Source organism: Tabrizicola sp., from assembly GCF_051645465.1.
GTDB lineage: Bacteria > Pseudomonadota > Alphaproteobacteria > Rhodobacterales > Rhodobacteraceae > Tabrizicola.
Genome location: NZ_JBOFBI010000082.1, coordinates 1 through 25,055 on the forward strand (window position 1 = coordinate 1; position 25,055 = coordinate 25,055).

General features: G+C 65.3%; 28 protein-coding genes. 18 read left to right on the forward strand and 10 right to left on the reverse strand.

The window, feature by feature from the left end; all coding sequences use genetic code 11:
* The first annotated feature begins 2 nt into the window (after window positions 1-2).
* The 5 genes from lipB to ACRCSW_RS05380 all read left to right on the forward strand — a co-directional run bounded on the left by lipB (window position 3) and on the right by ACRCSW_RS05380 (window position 4,679).
* Window positions 3-647 carry a lipoyl(octanoyl) transferase LipB gene (gene lipB, locus ACRCSW_RS05360; RefSeq protein WP_438703221.1) on the forward strand — a complete coding sequence of 215 codons (645 nt, stop codon included), beginning with the start codon at window positions 3-5 and terminating at the stop codon, window positions 645-647.
* Window positions 648-746: 99 nt separating this feature from the next.
* Complete coding sequence (locus tag ACRCSW_RS05365; RefSeq protein ID WP_438703223.1) at window positions 747-1,157, forward strand: c-type cytochrome; 411 nt, start codon at window positions 747-749, stop codon at window positions 1,155-1,157.
* 207 nt (window positions 1,158-1,364) lie between these two features.
* Window positions 1,365-3,041, forward strand: coding sequence for a cytochrome c oxidase subunit I (ctaD, locus tag ACRCSW_RS05370; RefSeq protein ID WP_438703225.1), 1,677 nt, complete (start codon window positions 1,365-1,367; stop codon window positions 3,039-3,041).
* Window positions 3,042-3,115: 74 nt separating this feature from the next.
* Window positions 3,116-4,060 carry an alpha/beta hydrolase gene (locus ACRCSW_RS05375; RefSeq protein ID WP_438703227.1) on the forward strand — a complete coding sequence of 315 codons (945 nt, stop codon included), beginning with the start codon at window positions 3,116-3,118 and terminating at the stop codon, window positions 4,058-4,060.
* A 127-nt stretch (window positions 4,061-4,187) separates the two neighbouring features.
* Window positions 4,188-4,679 carry a DUF2244 domain-containing protein gene (locus tag ACRCSW_RS05380; RefSeq protein ID WP_438703228.1) on the forward strand — a complete coding sequence of 164 codons (492 nt, stop codon included), beginning with the start codon at window positions 4,188-4,190 and terminating at the stop codon, window positions 4,677-4,679.
* 13 nt (window positions 4,680-4,692) lie between these two features.
* Here ACRCSW_RS05380 and ACRCSW_RS05385 read toward each other — a convergent pair whose 3' ends face one another.
* Window positions 4,693-5,067 carry a hypothetical protein gene (locus ACRCSW_RS05385; protein WP_438703230.1) on the reverse strand — a complete coding sequence of 125 codons (375 nt, stop codon included), beginning with the start codon at window positions 5,065-5,067 and terminating at the stop codon, window positions 4,693-4,695.
* A 223-nt stretch (window positions 5,068-5,290) separates the two neighbouring features.
* Between ACRCSW_RS05385 and ACRCSW_RS05390 the strand changes: the two genes are divergently transcribed.
* Complete coding sequence (locus tag ACRCSW_RS05390) at window positions 5,291-6,229, forward strand: hypothetical protein (protein WP_438703232.1); 939 nt, start codon at window positions 5,291-5,293, stop codon at window positions 6,227-6,229.
* Between the two features lie 130 nt (window positions 6,230-6,359).
* Window positions 6,360-6,752, forward strand: coding sequence for a hypothetical protein (locus ACRCSW_RS05395; protein ID WP_438703234.1), 393 nt, complete (start codon window positions 6,360-6,362; stop codon window positions 6,750-6,752).
* A 105-nt stretch (window positions 6,753-6,857) separates the two neighbouring features.
* Here the strand turns inward: ACRCSW_RS05395 and ACRCSW_RS05400 are convergent, their stop codons facing one another.
* Window positions 6,858-7,316: a GatB/YqeY domain-containing protein gene (locus ACRCSW_RS05400; protein WP_438703236.1), complete on the reverse strand. Its 459-nt coding sequence runs from the start codon at window positions 7,314-7,316 to the stop codon at window positions 6,858-6,860.
* Window positions 7,317-7,497: 181 nt separating this feature from the next.
* Here ACRCSW_RS05400 and carA point away from each other — a divergent pair, with 181 nt between their 5' ends.
* Both carA and ACRCSW_RS05410 read left to right on the forward strand, forming a co-directional pair.
* On the forward strand, window positions 7,498-8,652 hold the full coding sequence (gene carA / locus ACRCSW_RS05405) for a glutamine-hydrolyzing carbamoyl-phosphate synthase small subunit (RefSeq protein WP_438703238.1): 1,155 nt from the start codon (window positions 7,498-7,500) through the stop codon (window positions 8,650-8,652).
* A 37-nt stretch (window positions 8,653-8,689) separates the two neighbouring features.
* Complete coding sequence (locus ACRCSW_RS05410) at window positions 8,690-10,585, forward strand: glycosyltransferase (RefSeq protein WP_438703239.1); 1,896 nt, start codon at window positions 8,690-8,692, stop codon at window positions 10,583-10,585.
* A 295-nt stretch (window positions 10,586-10,880) separates the two neighbouring features.
* Here ACRCSW_RS05410 and ACRCSW_RS05415 read toward each other — a convergent pair whose 3' ends face one another.
* Window positions 10,881-11,516 carry a GntR family transcriptional regulator gene (locus ACRCSW_RS05415; RefSeq protein ID WP_438703240.1) on the reverse strand — a complete coding sequence of 212 codons (636 nt, stop codon included), beginning with the start codon at window positions 11,514-11,516 and terminating at the stop codon, window positions 10,881-10,883.
* Between the two features lie 98 nt (window positions 11,517-11,614).
* Here ACRCSW_RS05415 and ACRCSW_RS05420 point away from each other — a divergent pair, with 98 nt between their 5' ends.
* The 4 genes from ACRCSW_RS05420 (at window position 11,615) to ACRCSW_RS05435 (ending at window position 14,441) form a co-directional block, all read left to right on the forward strand.
* Window positions 11,615-12,262, forward strand: a complete 648-nt coding sequence (locus ACRCSW_RS05420) for a pyrimidine 5'-nucleotidase (protein ID WP_438703241.1) — start codon at window positions 11,615-11,617, stop codon at window positions 12,260-12,262.
* A gap of 71 nt (window positions 12,263-12,333) precedes the next feature.
* Window positions 12,334-12,588 carry a hypothetical protein gene (locus ACRCSW_RS05425; RefSeq protein ID WP_438703242.1) on the forward strand — a complete coding sequence of 85 codons (255 nt, stop codon included), beginning with the start codon at window positions 12,334-12,336 and terminating at the stop codon, window positions 12,586-12,588.
* A 122-nt stretch (window positions 12,589-12,710) separates the two neighbouring features.
* A complete protein-coding gene (locus ACRCSW_RS05430) occupies window positions 12,711-13,934 on the forward strand; it encodes a UbiH/UbiF family hydroxylase (protein ID WP_438703244.1) in 1,224 nt (407 codons plus the stop codon).
* A gap of 258 nt (window positions 13,935-14,192) precedes the next feature.
* Window positions 14,193-14,441, forward strand: a complete 249-nt coding sequence (locus ACRCSW_RS05435; RefSeq protein ID WP_438703245.1) for a hypothetical protein — start codon at window positions 14,193-14,195, stop codon at window positions 14,439-14,441.
* Window positions 14,442-14,499: 58 nt separating this feature from the next.
* Here the strand turns inward: ACRCSW_RS05435 and ACRCSW_RS05440 are convergent, their stop codons facing one another.
* From ACRCSW_RS05440 to ACRCSW_RS05455, 4 genes are all read right to left on the reverse strand, one after another.
* The gene (locus ACRCSW_RS05440) at window positions 14,500-15,624 is read right to left on the reverse strand and encodes an aminotransferase class V-fold PLP-dependent enzyme (RefSeq protein WP_438703246.1); all 1,125 of its coding nucleotides are present in this window, start codon (window positions 15,622-15,624) and stop codon (window positions 14,500-14,502) included.
* Window positions 15,625-15,626: 2 nt separating this feature from the next.
* Complete coding sequence (locus tag ACRCSW_RS05445; RefSeq protein WP_438703248.1) at window positions 15,627-16,730, reverse strand: mandelate racemase/muconate lactonizing enzyme family protein; 1,104 nt, start codon at window positions 16,728-16,730, stop codon at window positions 15,627-15,629.
* Window positions 16,731-16,831: 101 nt separating this feature from the next.
* Window positions 16,832-17,314, reverse strand: a complete 483-nt coding sequence (locus ACRCSW_RS05450) for an Lrp/AsnC family transcriptional regulator (RefSeq protein WP_438703268.1) — start codon at window positions 17,312-17,314, stop codon at window positions 16,832-16,834.
* Window positions 17,315-17,322: 8 nt separating this feature from the next.
* Entirely contained in the window at window positions 17,323-17,781 is a 459-nt protein-coding gene (locus ACRCSW_RS05455; RefSeq protein ID WP_438703250.1) for an Lrp/AsnC family transcriptional regulator, read from the reverse strand.
* Window positions 17,782-17,906: 125 nt separating this feature from the next.
* Here ACRCSW_RS05455 and ilvC point away from each other — a divergent pair, with 125 nt between their 5' ends.
* Entirely contained in the window at window positions 17,907-18,929 is a 1,023-nt protein-coding gene (ilvC, locus tag ACRCSW_RS05460; protein WP_438703252.1) for a ketol-acid reductoisomerase, read from the forward strand.
* Window positions 18,930-19,167: 238 nt separating this feature from the next.
* Window positions 19,168-19,944, forward strand: coding sequence for a hypothetical protein (locus ACRCSW_RS05465; RefSeq protein WP_438703254.1), 777 nt, complete (start codon window positions 19,168-19,170; stop codon window positions 19,942-19,944).
* Between the two features lie 6 nt (window positions 19,945-19,950).
* Here the strand turns inward: ACRCSW_RS05465 and ACRCSW_RS05470 are convergent, their stop codons facing one another.
* Both ACRCSW_RS05470 and ACRCSW_RS05475 read right to left on the reverse strand, forming a co-directional pair.
* Window positions 19,951-20,421, reverse strand: a complete 471-nt coding sequence (locus tag ACRCSW_RS05470; protein ID WP_438703256.1) for a hypothetical protein — start codon at window positions 20,419-20,421, stop codon at window positions 19,951-19,953.
* Entirely contained in the window at window positions 20,421-21,260 is an 840-nt protein-coding gene (locus ACRCSW_RS05475; protein ID WP_438703258.1) for a hypothetical protein, read from the reverse strand. The genes ACRCSW_RS05470 and ACRCSW_RS05475 overlap by 1 nt, the downstream gene beginning before the upstream one ends.
* Window positions 21,261-21,397: 137 nt before the next feature.
* On the opposite strand from ACRCSW_RS05475, the gene ACRCSW_RS05480 reads away from it, so the two are divergent.
* The 3 genes from ACRCSW_RS05480 (at window position 21,398) to ACRCSW_RS05490 (ending at window position 23,653) form a co-directional block, all read left to right on the forward strand.
* Window positions 21,398-21,904 carry a GNAT family N-acetyltransferase gene (locus ACRCSW_RS05480; protein WP_438703260.1) on the forward strand — a complete coding sequence of 169 codons (507 nt, stop codon included), beginning with the start codon at window positions 21,398-21,400 and terminating at the stop codon, window positions 21,902-21,904.
* A 135-nt stretch (window positions 21,905-22,039) separates the two neighbouring features.
* Window positions 22,040-23,236, forward strand: a complete 1,197-nt coding sequence (locus ACRCSW_RS05485; RefSeq protein ID WP_438703262.1) for a S8 family serine peptidase — start codon at window positions 22,040-22,042, stop codon at window positions 23,234-23,236.
* Between the two features lie 189 nt (window positions 23,237-23,425).
* On the forward strand, window positions 23,426-23,653 hold the full coding sequence (locus tag ACRCSW_RS05490) for a hypothetical protein (protein WP_438703264.1): 228 nt from the start codon (window positions 23,426-23,428) through the stop codon (window positions 23,651-23,653).
* On the opposite strand, the gene glmM is transcribed toward ACRCSW_RS05490, so the two are convergent.
* A complete protein-coding gene (glmM, locus tag ACRCSW_RS05495; RefSeq protein ID WP_438703266.1) occupies window positions 23,650-24,993 on the reverse strand; it encodes a phosphoglucosamine mutase in 1,344 nt (447 codons plus the stop codon). The two genes, ACRCSW_RS05490 and glmM, sit on opposite strands and share 4 nt — an antisense overlap.
* Window positions 24,994-25,055: the final 62 nt, after the last annotated feature.

Here is a 25,055-nt window from a genome sequence, read left to right on the forward strand (position 1 = left end):
ACATCCCCGGGCTCGCCCCCTACGCCGAGACGCTTGCCGCCATGGAAGCGCGGGCCGAGGCGATCGCCCGTGGCGAGGCGGATGAGGCGATCTGGCTTCTGGAACACCCGCCGCTCTACACCGCCGGAACCTCGGCCAAGCCCGCCGATCTGGTCCAGCCCGATCGCTTCCCGGTCTACCCCGTAGGCCGTGGCGGCCAGTACACCTACCACGGCCCAGGCCAGCGGGTGATCTACACCATGCTCGACGTCAAGACCCGCGGCCAGGACGTCCGCTGCTTCGTCCGCGAGCTTGAGGCCTGGGTCATCGACACGCTGGCCGAGTTCAACGTGAAGGGCGAGATCCGCCCCGGCCGCATCGGCGTCTGGGTCACACGTCCAGACCGCCAGGGCCTCAACGGCCAACCCGCCGAGGACAAGATCGCCGCCATCGGCATCAAGCTCCGCCGCTGGGTCAGCTTCCACGGCATCTCGATCAACGTCGAACCGGACCTCTCGCACTTCGACGGAATCGTCCCCTGCGGCATCCGCGACCATGGCGTCACAAGCCTTGTCGACCTCGGCCTCCCCGTGACCATGGCCGACCTCGACGCCGCCCTCATGGCCACATTTCCCCGGCGCTTTCAGGGCACTCCCTGCCCGACATGATGCCGCATAACATCAGGTTGCTATTGCATATCAGCACCCTCCGCCCCCATGTTGCCGCCGTGGGAAAGCTCTCTGCCTCCCGTGACATATGAGGACATCATGACGAAGTTCATCCTTCTGGCCCTGACCGCAGCCGCACTCGCGGCTCCCGCTTTCGCGGGCGACCCGGCAGCGGGCGAGGAGGCCTTTAAAAAGTGCAAAGCCTGCCATTCGATCATCGCGACCGATGGAACCGAAATCCAGAAGGGCGGCCGCACCGGCCCGAACCTTTACGGAGTGATCGGCCGCGCCATCGCGTCGGACCCCGACTTCTCGTACGGCGATTCGATTGCGGCCCTCGGCGCGACCGGAGCGGTCTGGGACGAGGCCAGCCTCGCCGCCTATACCGCCAACCCGGCCGACTACCTGAAAACCGCCCTCGGCGATGACGGGGCCAAGTCGAAAATGTCCTTCAAGCTCGCTGCGGGTGGCGAGGATGTCGCGGCCTATCTGGCCTCGGTCGCCCAGTAAGACCTGACCAGCCGAAGAATTGACGGGCGCGACCCCAGGCGGGGGTTGCGCCTGTTCCGTTTTGGCCACGATTTCTGCCCCCTGCGGCAAAGTCATGCATTGCGACCTGTCGCCCGCAGAGCTAAAGACGGGGCACAAGGGAACCGGGCGGCCCTCTCCGTGGCACGCAAACGGGCATGACGGGAACGACCAACGCGGGAGACGCCTATGGCGGACGCAGCCATTCACGGCAATGAACATCACAAACCCGGGTTCTTCACCCGCTGGTTCATGTCGACCAACCACAAGGACATCGGGATCCTCTATCTCTTCGTCGGCGGCATCGTCGGCCTGATCTCGGTGACCTTCACCGTCTACATGCGGCTTGAACTGATGCATCCGGGCGTCCAGTACATGTGCCAGGAAGGCGCGCGCTTCATCGCCTCGGGCGACGTCTGCACCCCCAACGGGCACCTCTGGAACGTGATGATCACGTATCACGGCGTCCTGATGATGTTCTTCGTCGTGATTCCCGCGCTCTTCGGCGGGTTCGGCAACTATTTCATGCCGCTCCAGATCGGCGCGCCGGACATGGCGTTCCCGCGGATGAACAACCTCTCGTTCTGGCTTTACGTCGCTGGCACCTCGCTTGGTGTCGCCTCGATGCTGGCCCCCGGCGGTGGTGGCGAGCTTGGGACCGGATCGGGCGTGGGCTGGGTCCTTTACCCGCCGCTCTCCACCACAGCCGAGGGCGGCTATGCGATGGACCTCGCGATCTTCGCTGTCCACCTCTCGGGCGCGTCGTCGATCCTTGGCGCGATCAACATGATCACCACGTTCCTGAACATGCGCGCACCGGGCATGACGCTGCACAAAGTGCCGCTCTTCGGCTGGTCGATCTTCGTGACCGCTTGGCTGATCCTTCTCGCCCTGCCCGTCCTGGCAGGCGCGATCACCATGCTCCTGACCGACCGGAACTTCGGAACCACCTTCTTCACCCCCTCGGGTGGCGGTGACCCGGTCCTTTACCAGCACATCCTGTGGTTCTTCGGCCACCCGGAAGTCTACATCATCATCATCCCGGCCTTCGGCATCATCAGCCAGGTCATCGCGACCTTCAGCCGCAAGCCGATCTTCGGCTACCTGCCGATGGTCTATGCGATGGTGGCGATCGGCGTTCTCGGCTTCGTCGTCTGGGCGCACCACATGTACACCGCCGGCATGTCCCTGACCCAGCAGTCCTACTTCATGCTGGCCACCATGGTCATCGCCGTACCGACCGGCATCAAGATCTTCTCCTGGATCGCGACGATGTGGGGGGGCTCGGTCACGTTCGAGACACCGATGCTCTTCGCCTTCGGCTTCCTCTTCCTCTTCACCGCGGGCGGCGTGACCGGCATCGTCCTGGCGCAAGCCCCGGTCGACCGCGCCTATCATGACACCTACTATGTGGTCGCCCACTTCCACTACGTGATGTCGCTCGGCGCCGTCTTCGGCATCTTCGCCGGGGTCTACTACTGGATCGGCAAAATGTCGGGCCGCCAGTACCCGGAATTTGCAGGCAAGCTCCACTTCTGGGCGATGTTCATCGGCTCGAACCTCACCTTCTTCCCCCAGCACTTCCTTGGCCGCCAAGGCATGCCGCGCCGCTACATCGACTATCCGGAGGCGTTCGCCTACTGGAACTGGTTCTCCTCGATCGGCGCCTTCCTGTCCTTCGCGTCCTTCGTGTTCTTCATCGGCATCGTGTTCTACACCCTGATGTGGGGCCGCCGCGTGACCGAGAACAACTACTGGAACGAATACGCCGACACGCTGGAATGGACCCTGCCCTCGCCGCCGCCCGAACACACGTTCGAGCAGCTGCCGAAGCAGTCCGACTGGGACAAGTCCCACGCGCACTAAGCGTTTCGACAATCCAAAGGCCCCGGGGAGCAAATGACCCCGGGGCCTTTTCTTTTCAGCAAAGCGAGGTTTCGATGCGTGTCGCCCTGTTTCTCGTCTTGCTCCTGGTGCTGGCGTTTGTCGGCTATGTGGGGATCAGCGGCTACTTCCTGGCCCATGAGACCGCCGGGCTCATGAAGGCGGGGCCCCTGTCCGCAATGACCACGAACGACCGCCCCACCGACCCTCTGGCCCTTGGCTACCGCGGCGATCCGATGCAGGCGCTTTCACTGCCTTTTGAAGTCGTGTCCCTGGAGACCCCCGTCGGCCCGGCCGAGGCCTGGCTGGTCCCGGCCGCTGGCCCCGAAGTCGGGCGCGCGGTCTATGTCCACGGCATCGCAGGCGCGCGCGAGGATGGCTACCGGCACCTCTCGATCCTGCATGAAGCGGGATGGTCGGTCCTGCTGGTCAGCTACCGCAACGACCCCACCGCCCCGCCCTCGCCTGACGGGCGCTATGGCTTTGGCCTGACCGAATGGCCCGACGTCGAGGCCGCCGTGGCCCGCATGGCGCCCACCGATACCGATCCGGGCGTGCTCGTCGTGGCCGAATCGATGGGCGGCGCAATCCTCGGCCAGTTCCTGAAGCAAAGCGCGCTTGCCGGGCGGGTCCAGGCCGTGGCGCTCGACAGCCCCGCGCTCAGTTTCAGCGCGGTCATCGATCACCTGGGAGAACAAAGCGGCAGGCCGCTCTCTGGCGTGTCGGCTTTGGCGGCCAAGACGATCCTGCCTTACCTGACCGGCCTGCCGCTTGACGAGGCCGAGGTCGCAAGCGCCTACCAGGCCTTCCCCGGCCCCCTCTTCATCGCCCATGGTGCCTACGACGCGCTGGTCCCGATCGGTCCGTCGCAAACGCTCGCCGAGGAGCGGGAAGGGACGGCGACGCTCTGGACGGGGGCAGATCATCTGGGGTCCTATGCCGAGAACCCGGAAGCCTACCGCACGGCCCTCGGGGCTTTTGTGGACGGCCTTGCCGACTGACAGGGCCGCAACCCAACGCTCCTCGTCGGTCTTCGACCGCTCGTCGCCACCGCCCCGCGACGAGAAGCCGAAGGCGAACGAGGAGCCTCCCCCTTCCCTATCGACACCAGCGCCTTAGAATTGGTGCATGCCTTACGAATGGCTTCCCCCCGAAGGCGACGCGCATCGCCTGCATCTCTGGCCGCACCGGTCCCTGACCCAGCGCGGCTTTGTCTGGTTCATCGGCCTCACCGCGACGCTGATCGCAGTGCCTTTGGTCGGCCTAGTAGGAAATCCCGTGCTCTGGGCGCTCCTCCCGTTCCTTGTGGCGGCGATCCTCGCGATCTGGTTCGCGCTTCGCAAGAACGGCCGCGACCGCGACATCCTGGAAGACCTCCGCCTCGCGCCGGACCGGATCCAGCTGACCCGCCACGGCCCGAAAGGCGCGCGGCAGGACTGGGAGGCCAACCCCTACTGGGTCCGCGTCACGCTGCACGAAACCGGCGGGCCGGTGCCGAACTACCTGACCCTGTCGGGCAACAACCGCGAAGTCGAACTTGGCGCCTTCCTCAGCGAAGAGGAGCGGCTGGAGCTCCAGCACGAACTGCAAGCTGCACTGGCCCGGCTACGATCCGTCTGACCTTCACCAACGGTCAGCCCATCAGCAAGCAGCCATATTCCTTTTCCAGATGCGTGATCATCGACCCCGCCCAGGAGTCCATCTTCAGGCTGAGGGTCAGAGCCTCTGAGAACTCAGGTGCGCCCTCGTCGATGCCTTCCATCATGTCGTCCACCCAAGTCTCCGCGAATTTCTCCAGGTTGGTCTCGAACGCAACCTGGGCCTTTTCAGCCTGCTCCTGCGGGGTCTCGCCCGCCGGGCCCGGCTTGCAGAGATAGGTGACCGCATCGCCGTCGGTCCCACTGATCGTAATGCTCTCCCGCCCCGGGTGAAAAAGCGAGATAAGGCGCGCCGCGTCGAAGGAAACCGGGGCGACCGACGTGAACACCGCCACAAAAACAGACAGCATTTCCTCTCCTAAATGAACAGTATTGCCGCGTCTATCGCGTCAAATGCACTGGCAGAATGAAGGCGACCGATGTGGTTTGCAAGCGGGGCCGACCATCGTTGGCGGTTGCTGCCGGGCTTCTGCAATGCATCGCCCAACTACGTCATCGCACTGTCGCCAACCCGTCATCGCCGCGCAACATGACGGCATCAGGCTAGCCTTTTAGCCACCTGAAGGAGCCCCAATGCAGCGTCCTGTTTTCGCCGTCCTGGCCCTCTGCACCGCGACCGCCGCCGCCGCCGAACCCTTCACCTTCGTCGCACTTGGCGATGCACCCTACGGCAAGCCGGAAGAGGTCTACGCCCCCTACGAAGCACTGATCGCCCAGATCAACGCGCGCAACCCCGTGCTGGTCGTCCATATCGGCGACACCAAGTCCGGATCGACCCCGTGCTCGGACGAAGTGTTGACCCAGCAGCTGACCTTCATGAACAGCTTCACCGCACCAACCCTCTACACCCCCGGCGACAACGAATGGACCGACTGCCACCGCGAGGCCGCCGGCAAGTTCGACCCGCTTGAGCGGCTGAACTACCTGCGCACGACCTATTTCGGCGACGGCACGAAATCCTTCGGCCAGACCAAAGCCACCCTCACCTCGCAGGCCGCGGCCGGCTACCCGGAGAATGTCCGGATGATGCAGGGCGACGTGATGTTCGTGACCGCCCATGTCGTCGGCTCGAACAACAACTTCGAGATCCGGGACGAGGCCGCGGTGGCAGAGTTCTTTGCCCGCGACGCCGCCAACGTCCTGTGGCTGCAGGAAAGCTTCGCCGCCGCAAGCGAGGCGAACGCGATGGTCATCTCGATACAGGCCAACATGTTCGAGTTCGACTGGAACGAATTCGACGACGAAACCTGGCTCCGCCATTCCGGCTTTCAGAACTTCGGCAACACCCTGATCGAACAGGCCGCCGCATTTGGAAAGCCCGTGCTCCTGATCTATGGCGACAGCCACGTCTTCCGCCAGTCCCGCCCGTTCCCGACCAAGGCACCGAACGTGCTGGCGCTTGAAGTGCCCGGCGACAAGGAAATGCATGCGGTCGAGGTCACGGTGGACACGTCCACCACCGGCGTCTTCTCGACGATGTTTGTCAGGAACGAGGCGCTGGTGGCAAACTGATGCCAGCAGCCGGTGTGCGGGCCTGACCCGCACACCGCCCCTCAACCACTGCCGGCTTCAGTCGCGGCGGCCAGCTTTTAACTGGCGGCACCAGGCTCTACTTCGCCACGACCGAGGAAAGGTAGCCGCGATGCCTGACCTGGGACTGTCCGCCCGCTACACAAGCTCCACCATGATTGCCTGGCAGCTGTTCTGCGGCGGCTGGGGTCTTGCCGGGGCGGCGATGCTGGCGGCAGGTCCGGTCTTGGGTCCGGCCCTCTGGCTCCCTGGCCTGGCTCTGCTCCTGATCTTTGGCCTTCTCTTCCTGCAGATGCCCAGCAGTTTCGGCGACCCGGCCACGGTCGTCACCATTTCCGCCGAAAGCTACCACGATCGCCGCCTAGGCGTGCCGGTTCCGTGGACCGAAGTACGCAGCCTGCGCCGCAACACGGCACGATCCCGCACCTTCCTCCTGTTCGCGTCGAACAGCCGGAGCGGTTCCTCGGCAACGCCGGTTGGCTGCAAAGAGCGATGTGGCGGCTGAACCCGGCGATGGGCTTTCCCGCGCTGGTGTCTCGGCTTGACGGATTGGAGGTCCCACAGGAGGACCTTGCCGCCGCCGCCGAAGCGGCCCTCGCGACGCGCGGCCCTACCCCAGCCGCGCCTTCACCAAGGCACCCACCGCGCCAAAGTCCATCTGCCCGGTGTAGCGGCCCTTCAGCGCCGCCATCACCTTGCCGACATCGCGAATGCTCGCCGCCCCGGTCTCGGCCACCGCAGCATCCACCGCCGCCTCGATCTCGGTCTGATCCATCTGCCGCGGCAGAAACTCCTGGATCACCCCGATTTCCGCAACTTCCTTCTCCGCCAGCTCCAGCCGCCCGCCTTCCTCGTAGGCGCGGGCCGATTCCAGGCGCTGCTTCACCATCTTGCCCATGATCTGGAGGATTTCGGGCTCGCCCACCTCGACCGCCTCGGCCTCGCCCCGGACGGCGATCTCGCGGTCCTTGATGGCGGCATTGATCAACCGCAGTGTTGAAAGGCGGTCGGCCTCCTTAGCCTTCATGGCCTCTTTGAGGGCCGCCTGCAGACGGTCACGCAATAGCATAGGTCGGTTATCCCCGATGATTTCCCCGATTTCCGACAATACCCGGATCAGCCACTGACCGCAACCGCAGCCGGTTTTAACAACACGCTGATTCCAATAGATAATCCTTTTCCTTACCGGGCTTGACCCTTTCCGCCCCTGCCCTTAGGTTCCCCGCCAATCTGCCATAGGAGACTCGCCCATGCCCGCCGCGCGCGATGCGACCGCCTGCCTCGTCCTGGCCGATGGCACGATCTTCTACGGCAAGGGCTTCGGCGCCCAGGGCGAGGCGGTGGCCGAGCTTGTCTTCAACACCGCCATGACCGGCTACCAGGAGATCATGACCGACCCATCCTACGCCGGCCAGGTCGTGACCTTCACCTTCCCCCACATCGGCAACGTCGGCGTCACGCCCGAGGATGACGAAACGCAGACCCCCTCCGCCGCCGGGATGGTCGTCAAATGGGATCCGACCGAACCCTCGAACTGGCGCGCGACGGGCGAGCTGACCGACTGGCTGACGAAGATCGGCCGGATCGGGATCGGTGGCATCGACACCCGCCGCCTCACCCGCGCGATCCGCCAGCAAGGCGCCCCGCATGTGACGCTCGCACACGATCCGAACGGCAACTTCGACATCGAGAAACTCGTCGCCAAGGCCCGGGCCTGGAAAGGCCTGGTCGGCCTTGACCTCGCGAAAGACGTCACCTGCGCCCAAAGCTACCGCTGGGATGAAAAGCGGTGGGCCTGGCCCGAAGGCTACACCCGCCGCGAAGGTCCCGGCTTCCGCGTCGTCGCCATCGACTACGGCGCCAAGCGCAACATCCTGCGCTGCCTGGCCTCGGTCGGCTGCGAGGTCACCGTCCTCCCCGCCACCGCCAGCGCCGAGGACGTGCTGGCCCTGAACCCCGAAGGCGTGTTCCTCTCGAACGGCCCCGGCGACCCGGCGGCCACCGGAGCCTATGCCGTCCCGATGATCAAGGGCGTCCTCCAGAAGGACCTCCCCCTCTTCGGCATCTGCCTTGGCCACCAGATGCTGGCCCTCGCGCTTGGCGCCAAGACCCGCAAGATGAACCACGGCCACCACGGCGCGAACCACCCGGTCAAGGACCTGACCACCGGCAAGGTCGAGATCACCTCCATGAACCACGGCTTCACCGTCGACGCCGACACCCTGCCGAAGGGCGTCAAGGAGACCCACGTCAGCCTCTTCGACGGCACCAACTGCGGCATCGCGGTCGACGGCAAACCGATTTACTCGGTCCAGTACCACCCCGAAGCCTCGCCCGGCCCCCAGGACAGCTTCTACCTATTCGAGCGCTTCGCCGAAGCCATGAAAGCCCGCCGCGCCGCCTGAGCGGAAGTTAACCTCACGTTAACCCGGCGCGCGCAGGATGACCCCGCGCAAGCTGGAGACCGGCATGGGGGCCGCCGAACGGACACGTGACATCCTGCCTGACCCGCCAAGGGGCGGCCAGCGCAAGCTTGCGGTCGGGGCCTCGCTCCTGCGCGAAGGTGTCGTGCCGCCCGATGACATGCTCACCGCCCTTTCCCAGAACGGGCGTGAGGCTGGGCGCCTGCCCGACATACTCCGCGCCCGCGGTCTTGTCGTCGAACGCGATCTCCTCGGCGTCGACGCGCGGAACTGGGGCATCCGGCTTGTCGACCTCGACACTGCCCTCCCCGACCCCAGGCTGATCGACGCGGTCGGCGTGTCCGATTGCCTCCGCCACGGCCTCGTCCCCTGGCAGAAGACCGGCGATGTCACCGTCGTCGCCACCTCACGGCCTGAGGAGTTTCGTCGCCTCCGCCCCATGCTTGAGGCCCGCCTTGGCCCTGTCGCAGCAGGCCTTGCCTCACAGCGCGCCATCCTTGCCGCGATCCATTCCCGGCGCGGCGAGCAACTGGCCCTCGCCGCCGAAAGCCGGGTCGCACCCGCCGAAAGCTGCCGCAGCTGGCCGCGCCTGCACCAGTCCCCCCGCGCGCTCCTGACCCTCGGCATGCTCCTCGCCGCCCTCACGCTCGCACCACTGGCCACCGGCCTCGCCGCCCTCGCGTTCGCCGTCGTCTCGCTTCTCCTCATCGTCGCGCTCAAGTTCGCCGCCACCATCGCAGCCCTCCGCGCACCCGAACCCGGCCCCCTCCCCCCGACCGACGGCATCCCCCCCATCGTGTCGATCATCGTGGCGCTGTACCGCGAGGCCGACATCGCCCCCCGCCTCGTCCGCCGCCTCGCCCGGCTCGACTACCCGGCCGAGCTTCTGGATGTGATCCTCGCGGTCGAGGCCGAAGACCACGTGACCCTCGACGCTCTGGCCAACGCCGAACTCCCGCCCTGGATGCGCGTCGTCATCGTCCCGGAAGGCCAGGTCAAGACCAAGCCGCGCGCCTTGAACCACGCGCTTGACCATGCGCGCGGCGCGATCATCGGGATCTACGACGCCGAGGATGCGCCCGAACCCGACCAGCTGAAAAAGGTCGTCGAACGGTTCCAGCGCTCCGGCCCCGAAGTCGCCTGCCTCCAGGGCGTGCTCGACTACTACAACCCCCGCACCAACTGGCTAAGCCGCTGTTTCACCATCGAATATGCCGGCTGGTTCCGCCTCGTCCTGCCCGGCCTTTCGCGCCTTGGCCTTGTGGTCCCGCTTGGCGGCACCACGCTCTTCTTCCGCCGCGATGTGCTGGAAAGCCTCGGCGCCTGGGACGCGCACAACGTGACCGAAGACGCCGATCTCGGCATCCGCCTCGCCCGCCACGGCTACCGGACCGAGCTGATCGACACCGTCACGGGTGAAGAGGCGAACTGCCGCCCCCTCCCCTGGATCAAGCAGCGCTCGCGCTGGATCAAGGGCTACATCATGACCTGGGCCGTCCACATGCGCGCGCCCCGGCTCCTCTGGCGCCAGCTCGGCCCCCGCGGGTTCCTGGGGTTCCAGGTGCTTTTCCTAGGCACCATCGCACAATTCCTGCTGGCACCGCTCCTGTGGTCCTTCCTCCTCTTGCCCTTCGGCTACAACCATCCGCTTTGCGCCGTCCTGCCGGACGCAGCCGTCTGGGCCATCGTAAGCATCTTCTTCCTGTCCGAAATCGCCAACATCCTGATCGGAGCCCTTGGCCTCCGCCGCACCGATCATGGCCTCAGCCTCCTCTGGGTCCTGACACTGAAGCTCTACTACCCCCTCGCCTCACTCGCCGCCTACAAAGGTCTCTTCGAACTCGCGAGCCGCCCCTTCTACTGGGACAAGACCACGCATGGTCTCTTTGACCATTCGGTGGAGGCGAAGCGCTGAGAGAGGCCGATCCTGCGGGTTGTAATGCTGTCCGACGGGTCCGCCCCACGCCTCCCCTCCCACTCGTGGGGAGGGGCCGGGGGTGGGGGGTACCCGGCCAGCCCGATTCGCCCCGCATGGTTAACGGCCCAAAAGCCAGACGTGGGTATAGACGGAAACAAGATCATCAACTTGTTCGAAGGATCCAAGATTAACACAGCGTTCCCAAAGGGTTGCGGGCCGGCCTAAACCCCCTTGCGGCCCCCGGGCTTTCAGCATCGTTCACTTTCCTTAACCCCACCACCCGCGACCTGCACTACCGGGTCTTCAACTCCCCCGCATCCACCCGAAGCCGGGTCTCGAACGCCTGGCTGATATGCGACTTCAGCGCCTGATAGGCCGCCTCGCCATCCTCCGCCTCGATCGCCGCCACTATCCGCTCATGCTCGTCCAGCGCCACCTCGTCCCGCCCCTCGGCCGCGAAAGATGTGTTTGCCATCAAGGCCATAGACCGGTGCACCAAGTCCAGCTGCTGCACCAGGAACCGGTTGTGGCTCGCCAGATGGATCTGCCGGTGAAACCGCTTGTTCGCCTTTGAAAGCACCTTCGGATCGCCGCCCAGAAGCAGCCGGTCCTCGGTCACCATGCTGCGCAGAACCCGCACTTCCTCGGGCGTCGCATGCCGTGCCGCAAGCCGCGCCGCCAGCCCCTCCAGCTCGGTCCGCACTGTGTAAAGCTCGGCCAGCTGGTTGTGATCAAGCGAGGCGACAATCAGGCTCCGCCCGTCCCGCGTCAGCATCGCCTGGGTCTCAAGCCTTTGTAATGCCTCACGAACCGGCGTCCGCGACACGCCCAACCGCTCGGCAAGTTCGCTCTCGACCAGCCGGTCACCGGGCTTGTAGACCCCGGCCTCGATCGCTTCCAGGATCAGCGTGTAGGCGTCTTTCTGCACGGCTCCGGACCCTCTCCCACCAGCACCGGACCCTAGCGCGGCCCCCACCCCCCGATCAACCCTTCCCAACACCCCCTCCAAAGGCTAGACCCATCTCCATGCCAAACCCTGATTTCGCGCGGGTCACGACCTGGGTCTTCGACCTCGACAACACGCTCTACCCGCCCTCGATGCGCCTCTTCGACCAGATCGAAGTGAGGATGACCGATTGGGTGATGCGCGCCCTGAAGGTCGACCGCGCCCGCGCCGATCACCTCCGCGCCCATTACTGGCAGACCTACGGCACCACCCTTGCGGGCCTCATGACCGAACACGGCGTCGACCCCGGCCCCTACCTGACCGAGGTGCACGACATCGACTTCTCGGTCCTGGCCCCCGACCCGGGCCTTGCTTCCGCCATCGCAGACCTTCCGGGCCGCAAGATCGTCTACACCAACGCCTGTGCGCCCTATGCCGAAAAAGTCCTTATAGCGCGAGGACTTGCCGGATTGTTCGACGCGGTCTACGGGGTCGAACACGCAGGCTTTCACCCCAAACCCGAGGCCCGCGCTTTTGAAACGGTCTTCACGGCTGACGGGCTGAACCCGCAGGCCGGTGCGATGTTCGAAGATGATGCCCGCAACCTTGCCGTCCCCCATTCCCTCGGCATGCAGACCGTCCACGTGGCGCCCGACCCCCTGCCTGCGCCGCACATCCACCACCACACCAGCGACCTCGCGGCCTTTCTCGCCGTGCTGCGTGCGTGACGGAACGTCACAGCCCCTGACCTTTCGCGAGGCCCACCCTATCTCCGTCCAAATCAGCCGGAGAACCCCCCTTGACCGCCCAAAGCTTCGAGACCCTGACCCCCGCCCGCAGCCCGATCTCGCGCCTGTTCCGCGCCCTTCCCGTGATCGGCCGGGTGATCCGCGACATCGAGCGCGACATCTATACGGTGCACTACCTGATCGTCATCGCCCTGACCGCTCTGGTCCTCGCCGTCCAGGCCTGGGGTCTGCCTGCGCTCGTCCTGACAGCCCTTGCGCTTGTCCCGGTGATCTTCGTTCTCCTGATCTGGATTACCCTGCCCTGACCTCGCCACGTCTCTGATTTTTCGCAGAAAAATCGTAACTTCTCCCAAAAGAACCCACCGAGACAACCTGTCCTCTGGCCCAAGATGCGCGTCCGGCCTAGTGTAGCGAACGGAGGCCACCGATGCGCGAGACGACCGATATCCTGATTTCCGGCGGCGGCGTTGCTGGCCTCGCGGCTGCCGCGGCACTTGGAACGGCGGGCTTCCGGGTGATCTGCGTCGACCCGACCCCGCCCGTGACCAGGGCCGAGGCCGAAGGCGCCGATCTCCGTACCACCGCCTTTCTGCAACCCTCGATCCCGGTCCTAGAACAAGCGGGTCTCTGGGCGCGGCTTGAACCGCACGCCGCCCCCCTGCAAGTCATGCGCATCATCGACGCAGGCGGACCAGGGCCAGACGCCCGGCTGATCAAGGACTTCGACGCCGCCGACATCTCCGACGCACCCTTTGGCTGGAACCTGCCCAACTGGCTTCTGCGCCGCGAGATGGTCGCCCGCCTCGCCGAGCTACCGAACGTCAGCTTCCGGCCCGGCCTGGGCTTCGCCCGTATGCTGGTGCGCGAGACGGAGGCGCTCGTCACCCTTACCGATGGCACGCAGATCGCGGCCCGGCTGGTGATTGGCGCCGACGGCCGCGCCTCACCGGTGCGTGAGGCGCTTGGGATCGGCGCAAAGACCACTCGCTACGGCCAGAAAGCGCTTGCCTTTTCGGTCACGCACGACCTGCCGCACGGCAATGTCTCGACCGAGGTCCACCGCAAGGGCGGCCCCTTTACGCTGGTGCCGCTCCCCGACCGCGAGGGCAGACCCGCCTCGGCCGTGGTCTGGATGGACACCGGCCCCGAAGTCGCGCGACTTGCCGACCTTGCGGTCCCAGCGTTCGAGGCCGAGATGACCACCCGCTCGGCCGGTATCCTCGGCCCCCTGACGCTTGCGACGCCCCGCACCGTCTGGCCGATCATCGCCCAGATCGCCGACCGGATGTCGGGGCCCCGCACGGTGCTGATGGCCGAGGCGGCGCATGTCGTGCCGCCCATCGGTGCACAGGGCCTGAACATGAGCCTCGCCGACCTTGCCTGCCTCCTGGACCTGGTGGCAAGCCACCGCGATGACCCGGGTAGGCCAGCGGTGACCGAGACCTACCACCGCAGCAGGCATCTGGACGTCAAAGGCCGCGTCACCGGAATAGACCTTCTGAACCGCGCCTCGATGGCTGAAGCGCCGCTCCTCCGCGACCTCCGGGCCGGGGCGCTCAACATGCTGTACTCTGCCCGCCCGGTCCGGAAGATGCTGATGCGGGCCGGTCTTGGCGTTCGCCAAAGGGCAAGTACGAACGACAACGCCTGAATATTCTGTGCACAGATGCACATTGCTGACGCACCCGCTCCGGTCTGCGTGAGAATCCTGTAACTTGTGAACAGGCCCGGCAGAAAATCGCCATTGACGCTAGGGAAATCTGCACATCGCCGCCGCAAAGCGCACGTCTGTTCACAATCGGTCGACTGACGGCGATCAATCCGTGATTTCACTTTCTCCCGGTCCGACCCCATCTCTCTCTCACCGCCCCAACGAGGGGCAGGAAACCAAAAAGCAAAGGATTACAAAATGAAACGCATCGTTCTCGCTTCGGCTTTCGTCGCTCTCTCTGCACTTGGTGCTGTCGCCCAGGAAGCCCCTGTGGCTCTGTCGTCGGCAATCACCTCGCAAATCATGATGCTGGTTCCCGAAGCCGACCTGTCTAGCCTGACCAATTCGCAGTATGCTCAGCTGGTGTCGTTCTTCTCGAGCTCGGAAAACCTTCGGACTGCGTCGGGCGCAGCCCAGGAAATCAAGACGATCCTGAACGCTCAGTAACCGTCAGGTCGACTTCATAAACGCACAGGCTGGAAGCTCCCTTCCGGCCTGTGTAACTTCAAAGCACGGCGTCCACCGCCCGCTTCAGCCGCGCAACTGTCCCTTCGACATCCCCCAACTTGTCCAACCCGAACAGGCCCAGCCTGAACGTCCGGAACTCAGGCCCTTCGCCCACCTGCAGCGGCACGCCTGCCGCGATTTGCAGCCCCTCGGCACGGAACTTCGCGCCGCTCTGCACATCCGGATCGGTCGTATAGCTGACCACCACCCCCGGCGCCTGAAACCCCTCGGCGGCGACCGACGGCACGCCCTTTTCGGCCAGCATCGCCCGCACGGCCCGCCCCAGCGCCCACTGCGCCGCCTTGGCCTCGGCAAACCCCATCGCCTTCGTCTCAAGCATCGCGTCGCGAAAACCAAAGATCGCATCGGTCGGCATCGTTGCGTGATAGGCGTGCCCGCCGCCTTCGTAAGCCGCCATGATCGCGCGCCACTTCTTCAGGTCGAGCGCAAAGCTCGACGACGTGGTCTCCGCCAGACGCGCCTCGGCCGCGGGCGACAGGACCACGACCCCGGCGGACGGCGAGGCCGACCAGCCCTTCTGCGGCGCCGAGATCAGCACATCGACCCCGGTCTCTTCCATGTCGACCCAGACGCAGCCGCTTGCGATACAGTCCAGCACCATCAACGCCCCAACCTCATGCGCCGCCGCTGAAAGCCTCGAGATATAGTCGTCCGGCAGGATGATTCCGGCACTGGTTTCCACATGCGGGGCGAAGACGGCCTCAGGCCTGACCTCGCGAATCTTCGCGACGACCTCGTCAATCGGCGGCGGCGCATAGGGCGCCTGCGCGTCGTTTCCGGTCTGCCGTGCCATTACCACCGTCGTCTCGGCAGCGAACGCACCCGCTTCGAAAATCTGCGTCCAGCGGTAGCTGAACCAGCCGTTCCGCACGATCAGGACCCGGCCGCGGCCGAAGGCCCTCGCGACCGCCTCCATCGCATAGGTCCCGCCCCCCGGTACCAGCGCCACGGCCGATCCCTTGTAGACCTCCTTCAGAAGACCCGAGACATCGCGCATCACCTCCTGGAACCGCGCCGACATGTGGTTCAAGGACCGGTCGGTGAAGACGACCGAGAACTCCTCCAACCCATCCGGGTCGATATGGGCATGCAGTCCGGGCATGATCAGGTCCTTTCGGAAACGCGATGGCGGGCGCGGGCCAGCCAGTCGGGGTTGATCTCGACACCCCAGCCCGGCGCATCGCTTACGATGGCATGACCGTCCTCGATACGGTAGGGGTCATTCAGGAACAGGCCCTCCTGCCAAGGGTAGTAGTCCGGCCCTTCGATGGAGAACTCCAGATACTTACCCGGATTCGGGATCGCGCGCAGCAGGTGCATCGTGCACATGGTCACAAGGCCAAGGTTCGCTGCGTGGGGCGTGATCGGAAGGCCCGCCCGTTCGCCCATCCGGCAGACCTCCAGCGTCCGGCAGATACCACCCATGTACATCACATCGGGCTGCAGGATGTCGACGGCCTTGTGCTCGATGGCAAGCTGCCACGCGGTCAGCTCGCAATCCTGCTCGCCCCCAGCCACGTCTATCGACAGCGCGGTGCGGACTTCGGCGGTCTGGTCAACCTCCCAATAGGGGCAAGGCTCTTCGAAATGGCCGATGCCGTGGTCTTCCAGCATCCGTCCGACCTCGATCGCACGCTTCGGCGAATAGCAGGAATTGCCATCAACCAGTTTCTCAACTCCATCCCCCAAAGCTTTGGCAACGATAGGAATAATGGCTTCGGTTCGTCCCGGCCATTCGTCCCGATCACGCCCGCACTCCGCCCCAACTCGCCACTTGAAGGCGTCAAAGCCCTTATCGTCCCGAAGCCGCACGAACCGCGCCGCCTCGTCCTCGGGCGTGATGTCGCGCTTCATGGAGGATGCATAGGCCCGCACCTTCCCAGGGCTGCCGCCCAGCAGCGAGACCACCGGCTCGCCCGCGACCTTGCCCCGCAGGTCCCAGACCGCGGTATCAAGCCCAGCCTGCGCCCGGCGCAGGTAGCTTCCCGGAAACTTGTGCTCGCGCTCGTAGATCAGGCGGAGCGTGTCCTCCAGATACTCAAGCCGCGTGCCGAGGGCGTGGGGCGCGACCTGACGGTGGAAGACATCGGCGGTGATGTCGGCAAAGTAGGTGGACGTCTGGCCCCAACCAACATCGCCCGTGTCCGCGGTGATCTTCACGAAGCAGACGAACGGCGTGTCGAACGTCTCCAGTTTCGCGATCTTCATGGCTCCCCCACACCGCTCTTCGTTCGACTTCGTCTCCTCATCGCCTTGCTACGAGCCCATGAAATGGGACGAGGAACGATACCGACCCTAGCCGCCCCGGATCACCCTTTCGCGACCATTTCCGCCACACCCAAGGGCCCCGGACGTCGTTCCTCGGTCAGAAGCACATTCGCCTCGACGTTGCCCACCCCCGGCAGCGTCATGATCCGGCGGCGCAAAACACGCTCGAAGTCGGCGATGTCGCGGGCCACGACCCGTAGGCGATAGTCGAAAAGCCCCAGCACATGCTGCACCACCTGCACTTCCGGGATCGCCGTAACCGCCCGCTCGAAGTCCTCCAGAGAAACCCGACCCTTCGTCGCCAGCTTCACGCCCAGAAACACCGTCACGCCAAAGCCCAGGGCCGCCCGGTCCACCTCCACCCGCCGCCCCGCCAGCACCCCCGCCTCCTCCAGCCGCCGCACCCGGCGCCAGGCGGCAGGCTGGCTTAAGCCCAGAACCCGCCCGATCTCGCCCGCGCTCACCGTCCCGTCCCGCGTCAATATCCGCAGGATGCCGCGGTCCAGATCGTCAAGGTCAATCACATCCGACATCACAACGGCAATCCCGCCGCATCCTTCACCGTCGAGATCAGCATCAAGGCCTCCACCTCCTGAATATGCGGCAAACCCAGGATCTTCTCCCGATAGACCTCGGTCCAATGCCCCATATCCCGCGCGATCACGTTCAACCGCACATCAACGCGGCCAAGGAACGTCTCGATCCCGATGACCTCTGCCACATCCCTTGCGGCCGCGATGAACTCGTCGAACGCCCGCGGGTTGGTCTTGTCGAGCGTGAAGCGCAACGAAACCTCCACCTCATAGCCAAGCGCCCGCCAGTCGATCACCGCCGCCTCCGACCGGATCACGCCCCCCTCGCGCAGCCGTTCCAGCCGCCGCCAGAGCGTCGCGGACGTCACCCCGGCACGCTCGGCCAGCTGGGCACGCTCCAGCGCCGGCTCGGCGAGATAGTGGCGCAGGATGCGTCTGTCAGTATCATCAAGCTGCATGAATTTCCCATCATCGGATTATCTAGCGAATGAATTTTCGCAGAAAATTCATAATTCGTCAAAGATTGCACGGGTTCCAGCCCAGAAATCCCTAAAGTCCCCTCATCAACCAACGGAGGACCGCCATGCGTGTCTATTACGATCGCGACTGTGATGTGAACCTGATCAAGGACAAGAAGGTCGCCATTCTTGGCTACGGCAGCCAAGGCCACGCCCATGCGCTGAACCTGCGCGACAGCGGCGCGAAGAACCTGGTCGTCGCGCTTCGCGAAGGCTCGCCCAGCGCCAAGAAGGCCGAAGGCGAGGGCCTGAAGGTCATGGGGATCGCCGAGGCCGCCAAATGGGCCGACCTGATCATGTTCACCATGCCGGATGAACTGCAGGCCGCGACCTACAAGCAATACGTCCACGACAACCTCCGCGAAGGCGCTGCCATCGCCTTCGCCCACGGCCTCAACGTCCACTTCGGCCTGATCGAGCCGAAGAAGGGCGTCGACGTCATCATGATGGCCCCGAAAGGCCCGGGCCATACCGTCCGCGGCGAATACACCAAGGGCGGCGGCGTGCCCTGCCTCGTCGCCGTCCACCAGGACGCGACCGGCAAGGCGATGGAGCTTGGCCTCTCCTACTGCTCCGCCATCGGCGGCGGGCGCTCCGGCATCATCGAGACCAACTTCCGTCAGGAATGCGAAACCGACCTCTTCGGCGAACAGGCCGTCCTCTGCGGCGGCCTCGTGGAACTGATCCGCATGGGCTTCGAGACCCTGGTCGAGGCGGGCTACGAGCCCGAAATGGCCTATTTCGAATGCCTGCACGAGGTGAAGCTGATCGTCGACCTGATCTACGAAGGCGGCATCGCCAACATGAACTACTCGATCTCGAACACCGCCGAATACGGCGAATACGTCTCCGGCCCCCGCATCCTGCCTTACGACGAGACCAAGGCCCGGATGAAAGCGGTCCTGACCGACATCCAGACCGGCAAGTTCGTCCGCGACTTCATGCAGGAAAACGCCGTCGGCCAGCCCTTCTTCAAAGCCACCCGCCGCATCAACGACGAACACCAGATCGAAAAGGTCGGCGAGAAACTCCGCGCCATGATGCCGTGGATTTCCAAAGGCAAGATGGTCGACAAGTCGCGGAACTGATCGCACCCCAACCAACGTCCAAGGCCGGGGGGAAACCTCCGGCCTTTCTCATCCCACCTTTCATCTTTGCAAGAAATATCCCCGCCGGAGGCACCTTCCGCCTTGCGCAAAAGCGCGCCGCCCCCCGATGGCGGCAGGGTGGGCGGGTGGCGCCGCCTGAGGGGGGCGGCCTACCGCTTGACGCCGCCGCTGACCCGCTGCAACCCTGCGGCCCACCCTATCCAAGGCGCAAGACCGCATGGCCACCCTTCTCATCCTGATGCCGACCAGCGGCCAGATCCACACGCCAGCAGTGATGAGCCTCATCGGCCTGACCCAGGCCCTGCGCGGGCGCGGCATCCCCTTCGCGATGAAGACCTACGAATGGTCCGACCTCGTGATCTCGCGCAACTACCTCATGTCCTACTTCCTCGCGCAGAAGAACTTCACCCATGCGCTCCTTCTCGACAGCGACATGAGCTACGCGCCCCAGCTTTTCTTCGACCTCCTCGCCTTCGATGCCGATTTCACCTGCGCCGCCTACCCCCAGCGCCAGATGCGCTGGCAGACGTTCCGCACGCTCGTCGAACGAGAGGCCGCAAAGCCCGAAGCCGAACGCGCGACGACCGACAAGCTGCTGGCCGAATCCCTCCGCTACAACGTGGCCGAGACCTATGAGGCAGGCGAGCCCTGGCCTTACGAGGTCAGGAACGGCTTTCGCAAGATCCCCGGCGCGGGCACCGGCTTCATGCTGATCCGCCGCGCAGTCCCCGAGCTAATGGTCGAACGCGCCGCCGCCCTGCCTGTCCCCGGCTTCAACGGCCCCGGCTACCCCGGCGCGGATTTCCACGATTTCTTCAGCCACCTCCGCGGCCGCGACGGCGCGATCATGCATGGCGAGGACACCTCCTTCTGCCGCCGCTGGATCGCGGGCTGCGACGGCGAGATCTGGTGCCACGAAACCGCAAAGATCACCCACCACGGCGAGCTTGCCTATATGGGCGACTACAGTCTCGCCAAGAAACCGCAGGCCTGAGGCCCGTCAGTTCGCCGCCGTGTTGAACCCCTCACCCGGCGCCCAGGACCAGAACTCACCCTCGCCCATCGGGTCTTCCTCCAGCACGATAGCGCCCGGGGTCACCGAAACCGCAAGCTCGACACAGGTCGTCAGTGGGCCATCAGTGGCCAGGGGCTCGCCCAGCGTCACCACATAGTACTCTCGCGGCTCGCCCTCGTCACAGCTGTGCGTCCCCGGCGCGACCGCAACTATGGCGCGAGCGGACAGCATCGCTGCAGCATCAGCATCGGTCGCGAAAGCTGCGATCTCGATATCCTGACCGGACAGAACCTGGGTCCGCTCATACTGGTTCCGGCCGACCCACATGATCTCGACAGGGTCGATGAACTCGATCGACACCATCTGGTCGCCGACGATGTGTTCTTCGTCCTTCAACTCAGCCATGGCGGCGGTGGCGAAAAGGCCGAACCCCGCCACAAGGAACACTGGCTTCATCACCCTGCCGACCTTTCGCCAAGCGCCGTAAGCGCCTCTTCAGGCCAAAGCTTCGTATCCTCAGGCCAGCGATGGATATCGGTCTCGCCACTTGTGTTCCAGGCCGCGAAGACCGTCTGCGTTGCCCTGTCGATATAGAGAAACGCCCAGTCCTCTTCACAGGTGAACTTGAGGCAAGCCTGGCCAAGATACCCTTTTTCGGTCAGATCACCCGAACCAAGGTCGGATATCCGTTCAGCAAACCGTGCGTAGTCTTCGCCAAAACCCGCCTGCAGTGCCTCCATCAGGGGCGTGATCTTCAGTGCCTCGACCGGATGGGCTCCAGCAAGCCCCTCCAGCCCTTCCCATCCCGGCGCGGCGGTCGAGCCGACATCCGCGCTGCCCAAGGGAGTGGTGAACCCATCACTGGGTGTCCACATCCAGACCTCATCCGGTCGAATTCGACCCGAGACATTTGACGAACTCTCCGAAACGAAAAGCACTCGGCTATTCTGAGCATCTGGAACAAGATAGGTGCAGCTGTCGATCGGCCCCCAGAATTTCGGCGCCCCGCTTTCCGGCAGCGCCAGCACGAAAGGCGCCGCATTGCACGCATTGCCGCCCGCCCCCGCCGCACCCGTCAGCACGGTGACACCGGCCACCACCTGGGGCTCGGGATCGATGTAGATCACTCCGTTCTCATGCATAACGACCCCATCGACAGCCAGGGTGGCGCTGCCCATTCCGTCCTCGGTCACGCTGATCTGCCGTCCGGCAACTGTCAGCGCCTCATCGGCCAACGCCACGCTCGCCCAGACAAGCACTGCCACGCTGCCTGCAAGCCCCCCGATCCCCTGCATCCTGCGCGCTCCCCTCGCTCACCTTCCATGCGAAAATGCCCCCGGGCGAAGCCAAAGGACAGGGCGGAAATCCCTACTCCCTGCGCGCCCCGCAGCCCTCCATTGTCTCGCACCACGACCTGACCTAGCCTTTCCCCATGAAACCCCGCGCACCTGATCCTGCCGATGCCGCAATGCTTGCCCGCATCCATATCGCGGCCTGGCAGGAAACCTACACCGGCCTCCTTCCGGACGACGAAATCGCCCGCGCCTCGAACCCCGAGCGTCGGCTGGCGCAATGGACCGGCGCCATCGCCCGCAACGAGTCCCGCATCGCCCTGATTGACGATCTCGGCTTTGCACAAATGGGCCACCAGCGCGACCCGGAGCTCGCCGCCCTCGGCTACCCAGAAGAGCTTTGGGCGATCTACCTTCTGCGCGCCGCGCAAGGCCGTGGCCTTGGCGCCGCCCTCCTGCGCTTTGCCCTTGGCCCCGCCCCCCAGCCGTTCACGGCACTCGTCCTCTCCGGCAATCATGTCGCCGCGGCCTTCTACACGCGCCAGGGCGGTCGGCTTCTCTCAACCCGTGACGAGGCCATCGGCCTGACCCCGATCCGCGAAGATGTCTATGTCTGGGACGATCCCCTGCGCCTGGTCAAGCGCTGAGGCATTATCGGGCTGGGCGAGCCCTAGCCCGCCAATCCCCGCCCGGTCGGCAAAACCTGGCCGCAGGTCGCGTGATTTACTTCCCTTCTGGTTGTGCAGCCCCCACCTTTGGCAGGTAACTAACCGGAGGCCCCGATGTCCAACCCCCTTCTCGACGCACTCCGTCCCCGCCCCACTGGTGGACTGATCGTCACTTTCCGCGACGGGATGAGCCACAAGGAACAGGAGGACTGCCTGCACGACTGCATCGGCGCCTCCGCGCGCAGCTTCTCGACCGCCAGCGAAAGCTTTGCCGACCTCGACGCCGCCACCAATGCCGTCCTCCTCGACGACAGCGGCATCGCCGTGGTGTTCGAGGGCGAAGAGACGGCAGGCATGCGCGACAGGCTCGCCGCGGCAAAGCAGGTCAGGGAAGTGCGCCCCGAATTCTGGATGTTCGCCGAGGACCAGTTTCAGGATACCACCAAAGCGACCTGGGGCCTGCAGGCGACCGGCGCGCTCAACTCACCTTTCACCGGGGCCGGGATCAAGATCTGCATCCTCGACACCGGGATCGACCTGCAACACCCCGACTTCGCCAGCCGCGATATCACCGACCGCAGCTTTGTGCCGGGCGAGGACGTGCAGGACGGCAACGGCCACGGCACCCATTGCGCGGGTACTGCCGCAGGCGGCCCGCCCACCGGCTCCACCCCGCGCTACGGCGTGGCCCCAAACGCCAAGCTCCATGTCGGCAAGGTCCTGGGCAACCAGGGCGCCGGGCGCGAGCGTGACATCTTTGCGGGCATGCTCTGGGCCATCGGCGCAGGCTGCGAGGTGATCTCGATGTCGCTTGGCCGCGCCGTCCGCGAAGGCGAGCCCGCCTCGCCCGACTACGAACGCCTCGGCCGCATGGCGCTCGACAAGGGCACGCTGATCGTGGCCGCTGCCGGCAACGAAAGCGCACGGCGCTACGGCCACATCGCCCCGGTCGGCGCCCCCGCCAACTCGCCCGCTATCCTCGCCGTCGCAGCACTCGACCAGACCCTCGACGTGGCCGAGTTCTCCTGCGGCGGCCTCAACCCCGCGGGTGGCGAGGTCGACATCGCCGCCCCCGGCGTCGGCATCTTCTCCGCCTATCCCCGGCCCGAGCTTTACCGCACCCTGCGCGGCACCAGCATGGCCTGCCCGCATGTTGCAGGCCTCGCCGCCCTCCTCGCCGAAAGCGACCCCTCGCTCCGCGGCCAGGCGCTCTGGGACCGGCTCACGGCCACGGCACGAAAGCTGCCGCTGCCCCCCCGCGACGTAGGTGCGGGGCTGGCGATGGCAGCAGGCGGCGGTGCGGTTTCTTAGGGTGCGCTACAGCGCACCATCCCGCCCACCCCGATTCGCCGTCGATGGTTAACGCCCGACGCATCTTCCGCGCGCAGAGACGAAAAAAGATCGAAACAAGACGGTAAAATCCATTCTTCAACAACGAGTTAACGCCAAGAACGCCGCCCTGGCCTTGGATCACACGTCCTCGACCCCTATCTCTCTCCCATGTCGGACATCCAGATCAAAGTCATCCTCGACGCCGCCCATCAGGACGAGATCGAGGCCTATTGCCGCTCACTGACCGAAATGGGCCTGCGGGTCGATGTCGCAATCCCCGAAATCGGTGTGATCTTTGGAACAGGCAGCCCTGCCTTGCTGCAACGGATGCAAGCAGTGACCGGCGTTGCCGAAGCCGTCGTCGAAGGCAAGGTCCGGGCAATAGAAACCGACTAAACGGCCGCCTGCACGGCCCCGACGATCTCGTCCACGACCTCGGCCAGAAGCCCCGCATCCTCGCATTCCGCCATCACCCGGATCAGGGGCTCGGTTCCTGATTTCCGTATCAGAATCCGCCCCTTACCGGCCACTCTTGCCTCACTGGCCGCAATCACCGCCTTGACCGCAGCCGCATCCAGGGGCCTCACGCCCTCGCTGAACCGGACGTTCTTCAGCATTTGCGGCACCGTCGCGAAGTTCCGGGTCAGGTCCGACGCCGGCCGCCCGGTCCGCACCATCTCGGCCAGGAACTGCAGCCCCGCGATCAGCCCGTCGCCCGTGGTGGCATAGTCGGTCATCACGATATGCCCCGACTGCTCGCCCCCAAGGTTGAACCCCCCTTCCCGCATCCGTTCCACGACATAGCGGTCCCCCACCGCCGTCCGCTCCAGCCGCAAGCCCCGGCCCTCCAGGAACCGCTCCAGCCCCAGGTTCGACATCACGGTCGCCACCAGGGCACCCCCGGAAAGACGCCCGTCCTCTGCCCAGCGGGCAGCAAGCAGCGCCATGATCTGATCCCCGTCCGCCACCCGTCCCGTCTCGTCCAGGATCATGATCCGGTCGGCATCGCCATCCAGCGAAAGCCCCACATGCGCGCCATGGGCGACCACCGCCTCGGCCGCCGTCTCGGTGTGGGTCGACCCGCAGCGGTCGTTGATGTTGGTCCCGTTGGGGGCCACGCCGACCGGGATCACCTCGGCCCCAAGCTCCCAAAGCACTTCCGGAGCCGCCTTGTAAGCCGCCCCATTCGCGCAGTCGATCACCACCTTCAGCCCGTCCAGCCGCAGGCCCGTCGGAAAGCTCGTCTTGACGAACTCCTGATAGCGCCCCCGCCCGTCCTCGATCCGCTTCGCCCGCCCGATGTTCTCGGGCTTTGCGGGGGCAATCTCGCCCTCGACCATCGCCTCGATCTCGGCCTCCGCCGCATCCGACAGCTTGAACCCGTCCGGCCCGAAGAACTTGATCCCGTTGTCCTGATGCGGGTTGTGGCTCGCGGAAATCATCACGCCCACATCCGCCCGCATGCTTCGGGTCAGATACCCGACTGCCGGCGTCGGCACCGGCCCCACCAGCAGCACGTTCATTCCGGTCGAGGTCAACCCCGCCGTCAGCGCGTTCTCCAGCATGTAGCCCGAAAGCCGCGTGTCCTTGCCGATCACCACCCGGTGGGCAGCCGACCCGTCGCGCCGGAAGTACCGCCCCGCGGCGGCACCCAGTTTCAGCGCAAGCTCTGCCGTCATGGGCCAGCTGTTCGCCCGGCCACGCACGCCGTCAGTGCCAAAAAGCTTGCGGGTCATGCCTGCCCCTCCAGATGATCGGTGTTCAAGGATTGCCAAAGCCGCAGCGCCTGCCGCGTCTC

Excerpts from the sequence above, each read along its gene's own strand:
- ACRCSW_RS05365 (WP_438703223.1), top strand. The coding sequence starts at position 747 with ATGACGAAGTTCATCCTTCTGGCCCTGACCGCAGCCGCACTCGCGGCT.
- ctaD (WP_438703225.1), top strand. The coding sequence starts at position 1,365 with ATGGCGGACGCAGCCATTCACGGCAATGAACATCACAAACCCGGGTTC.
- ACRCSW_RS05375 (WP_438703227.1), top strand. The coding sequence starts at position 3,116 with ATGCGTGTCGCCCTGTTTCTCGTCTTGCTCCTGGTGCTGGCGTTTGTC.
- ACRCSW_RS05380 (WP_438703228.1), top strand. The coding sequence starts at position 4,188 with ATGCCTTACGAATGGCTTCCCCCCGAAGGCGACGCGCATCGCCTGCAT.
- ACRCSW_RS05385 (WP_438703230.1), bottom strand. The coding sequence starts at position 5,067 with ATGCTGTCTGTTTTTGTGGCGGTGTTCACGTCGGTCGCCCCGGTTTCC.
- ACRCSW_RS05390 (WP_438703232.1), top strand. The coding sequence starts at position 5,291 with ATGCAGCGTCCTGTTTTCGCCGTCCTGGCCCTCTGCACCGCGACCGCC.
- ACRCSW_RS05395 (WP_438703234.1), top strand. The coding sequence starts at position 6,360 with ATGCCTGACCTGGGACTGTCCGCCCGCTACACAAGCTCCACCATGATT.
- ACRCSW_RS05400 (WP_438703236.1), bottom strand. The coding sequence starts at position 7,316 with ATGCTATTGCGTGACCGTCTGCAGGCGGCCCTCAAAGAGGCCATGAAG.
- carA (WP_438703238.1), top strand. The coding sequence starts at position 7,498 with ATGCCCGCCGCGCGCGATGCGACCGCCTGCCTCGTCCTGGCCGATGGC.
- ACRCSW_RS05410 (WP_438703239.1), top strand. The coding sequence starts at position 8,690 with ATGACCCCGCGCAAGCTGGAGACCGGCATGGGGGCCGCCGAACGGACA.
- ACRCSW_RS05420 (WP_438703241.1), top strand. The coding sequence starts at position 11,615 with ATGCCAAACCCTGATTTCGCGCGGGTCACGACCTGGGTCTTCGACCTC.
- ACRCSW_RS05430 (WP_438703244.1), top strand. The coding sequence starts at position 12,711 with ATGCGCGAGACGACCGATATCCTGATTTCCGGCGGCGGCGTTGCTGGC.
- ACRCSW_RS05435 (WP_438703245.1), top strand. The coding sequence starts at position 14,193 with ATGAAACGCATCGTTCTCGCTTCGGCTTTCGTCGCTCTCTCTGCACTT.
- ACRCSW_RS05440 (WP_438703246.1), bottom strand. The coding sequence starts at position 15,624 with ATGCCCGGACTGCATGCCCATATCGACCCGGATGGGTTGGAGGAGTTC.
- ACRCSW_RS05445 (WP_438703248.1), bottom strand. The coding sequence starts at position 16,730 with ATGAAGATCGCGAAACTGGAGACGTTCGACACGCCGTTCGTCTGCTTC.
- ACRCSW_RS05455 (WP_438703250.1), bottom strand. The coding sequence starts at position 17,781 with ATGCAGCTTGATGATACTGACAGACGCATCCTGCGCCACTATCTCGCC.
- ilvC (WP_438703252.1), top strand. The coding sequence starts at position 17,907 with ATGCGTGTCTATTACGATCGCGACTGTGATGTGAACCTGATCAAGGAC.
- ACRCSW_RS05465 (WP_438703254.1), top strand. The coding sequence starts at position 19,168 with ATGGCCACCCTTCTCATCCTGATGCCGACCAGCGGCCAGATCCACACG.
- ACRCSW_RS05470 (WP_438703256.1), bottom strand. The coding sequence starts at position 20,421 with ATGAAGCCAGTGTTCCTTGTGGCGGGGTTCGGCCTTTTCGCCACCGCC.
- ACRCSW_RS05475 (WP_438703258.1), bottom strand. The coding sequence starts at position 21,260 with ATGCAGGGGATCGGGGGGCTTGCAGGCAGCGTGGCAGTGCTTGTCTGG.
- ACRCSW_RS05480 (WP_438703260.1), top strand. The coding sequence starts at position 21,398 with ATGAAACCCCGCGCACCTGATCCTGCCGATGCCGCAATGCTTGCCCGC.
- ACRCSW_RS05485 (WP_438703262.1), top strand. The coding sequence starts at position 22,040 with ATGTCCAACCCCCTTCTCGACGCACTCCGTCCCCGCCCCACTGGTGGA.
- ACRCSW_RS05490 (WP_438703264.1), top strand. The coding sequence starts at position 23,426 with ATGTCGGACATCCAGATCAAAGTCATCCTCGACGCCGCCCATCAGGAC.
- glmM (WP_438703266.1), bottom strand. The coding sequence starts at position 24,993 with ATGACCCGCAAGCTTTTTGGCACTGACGGCGTGCGTGGCCGGGCGAAC.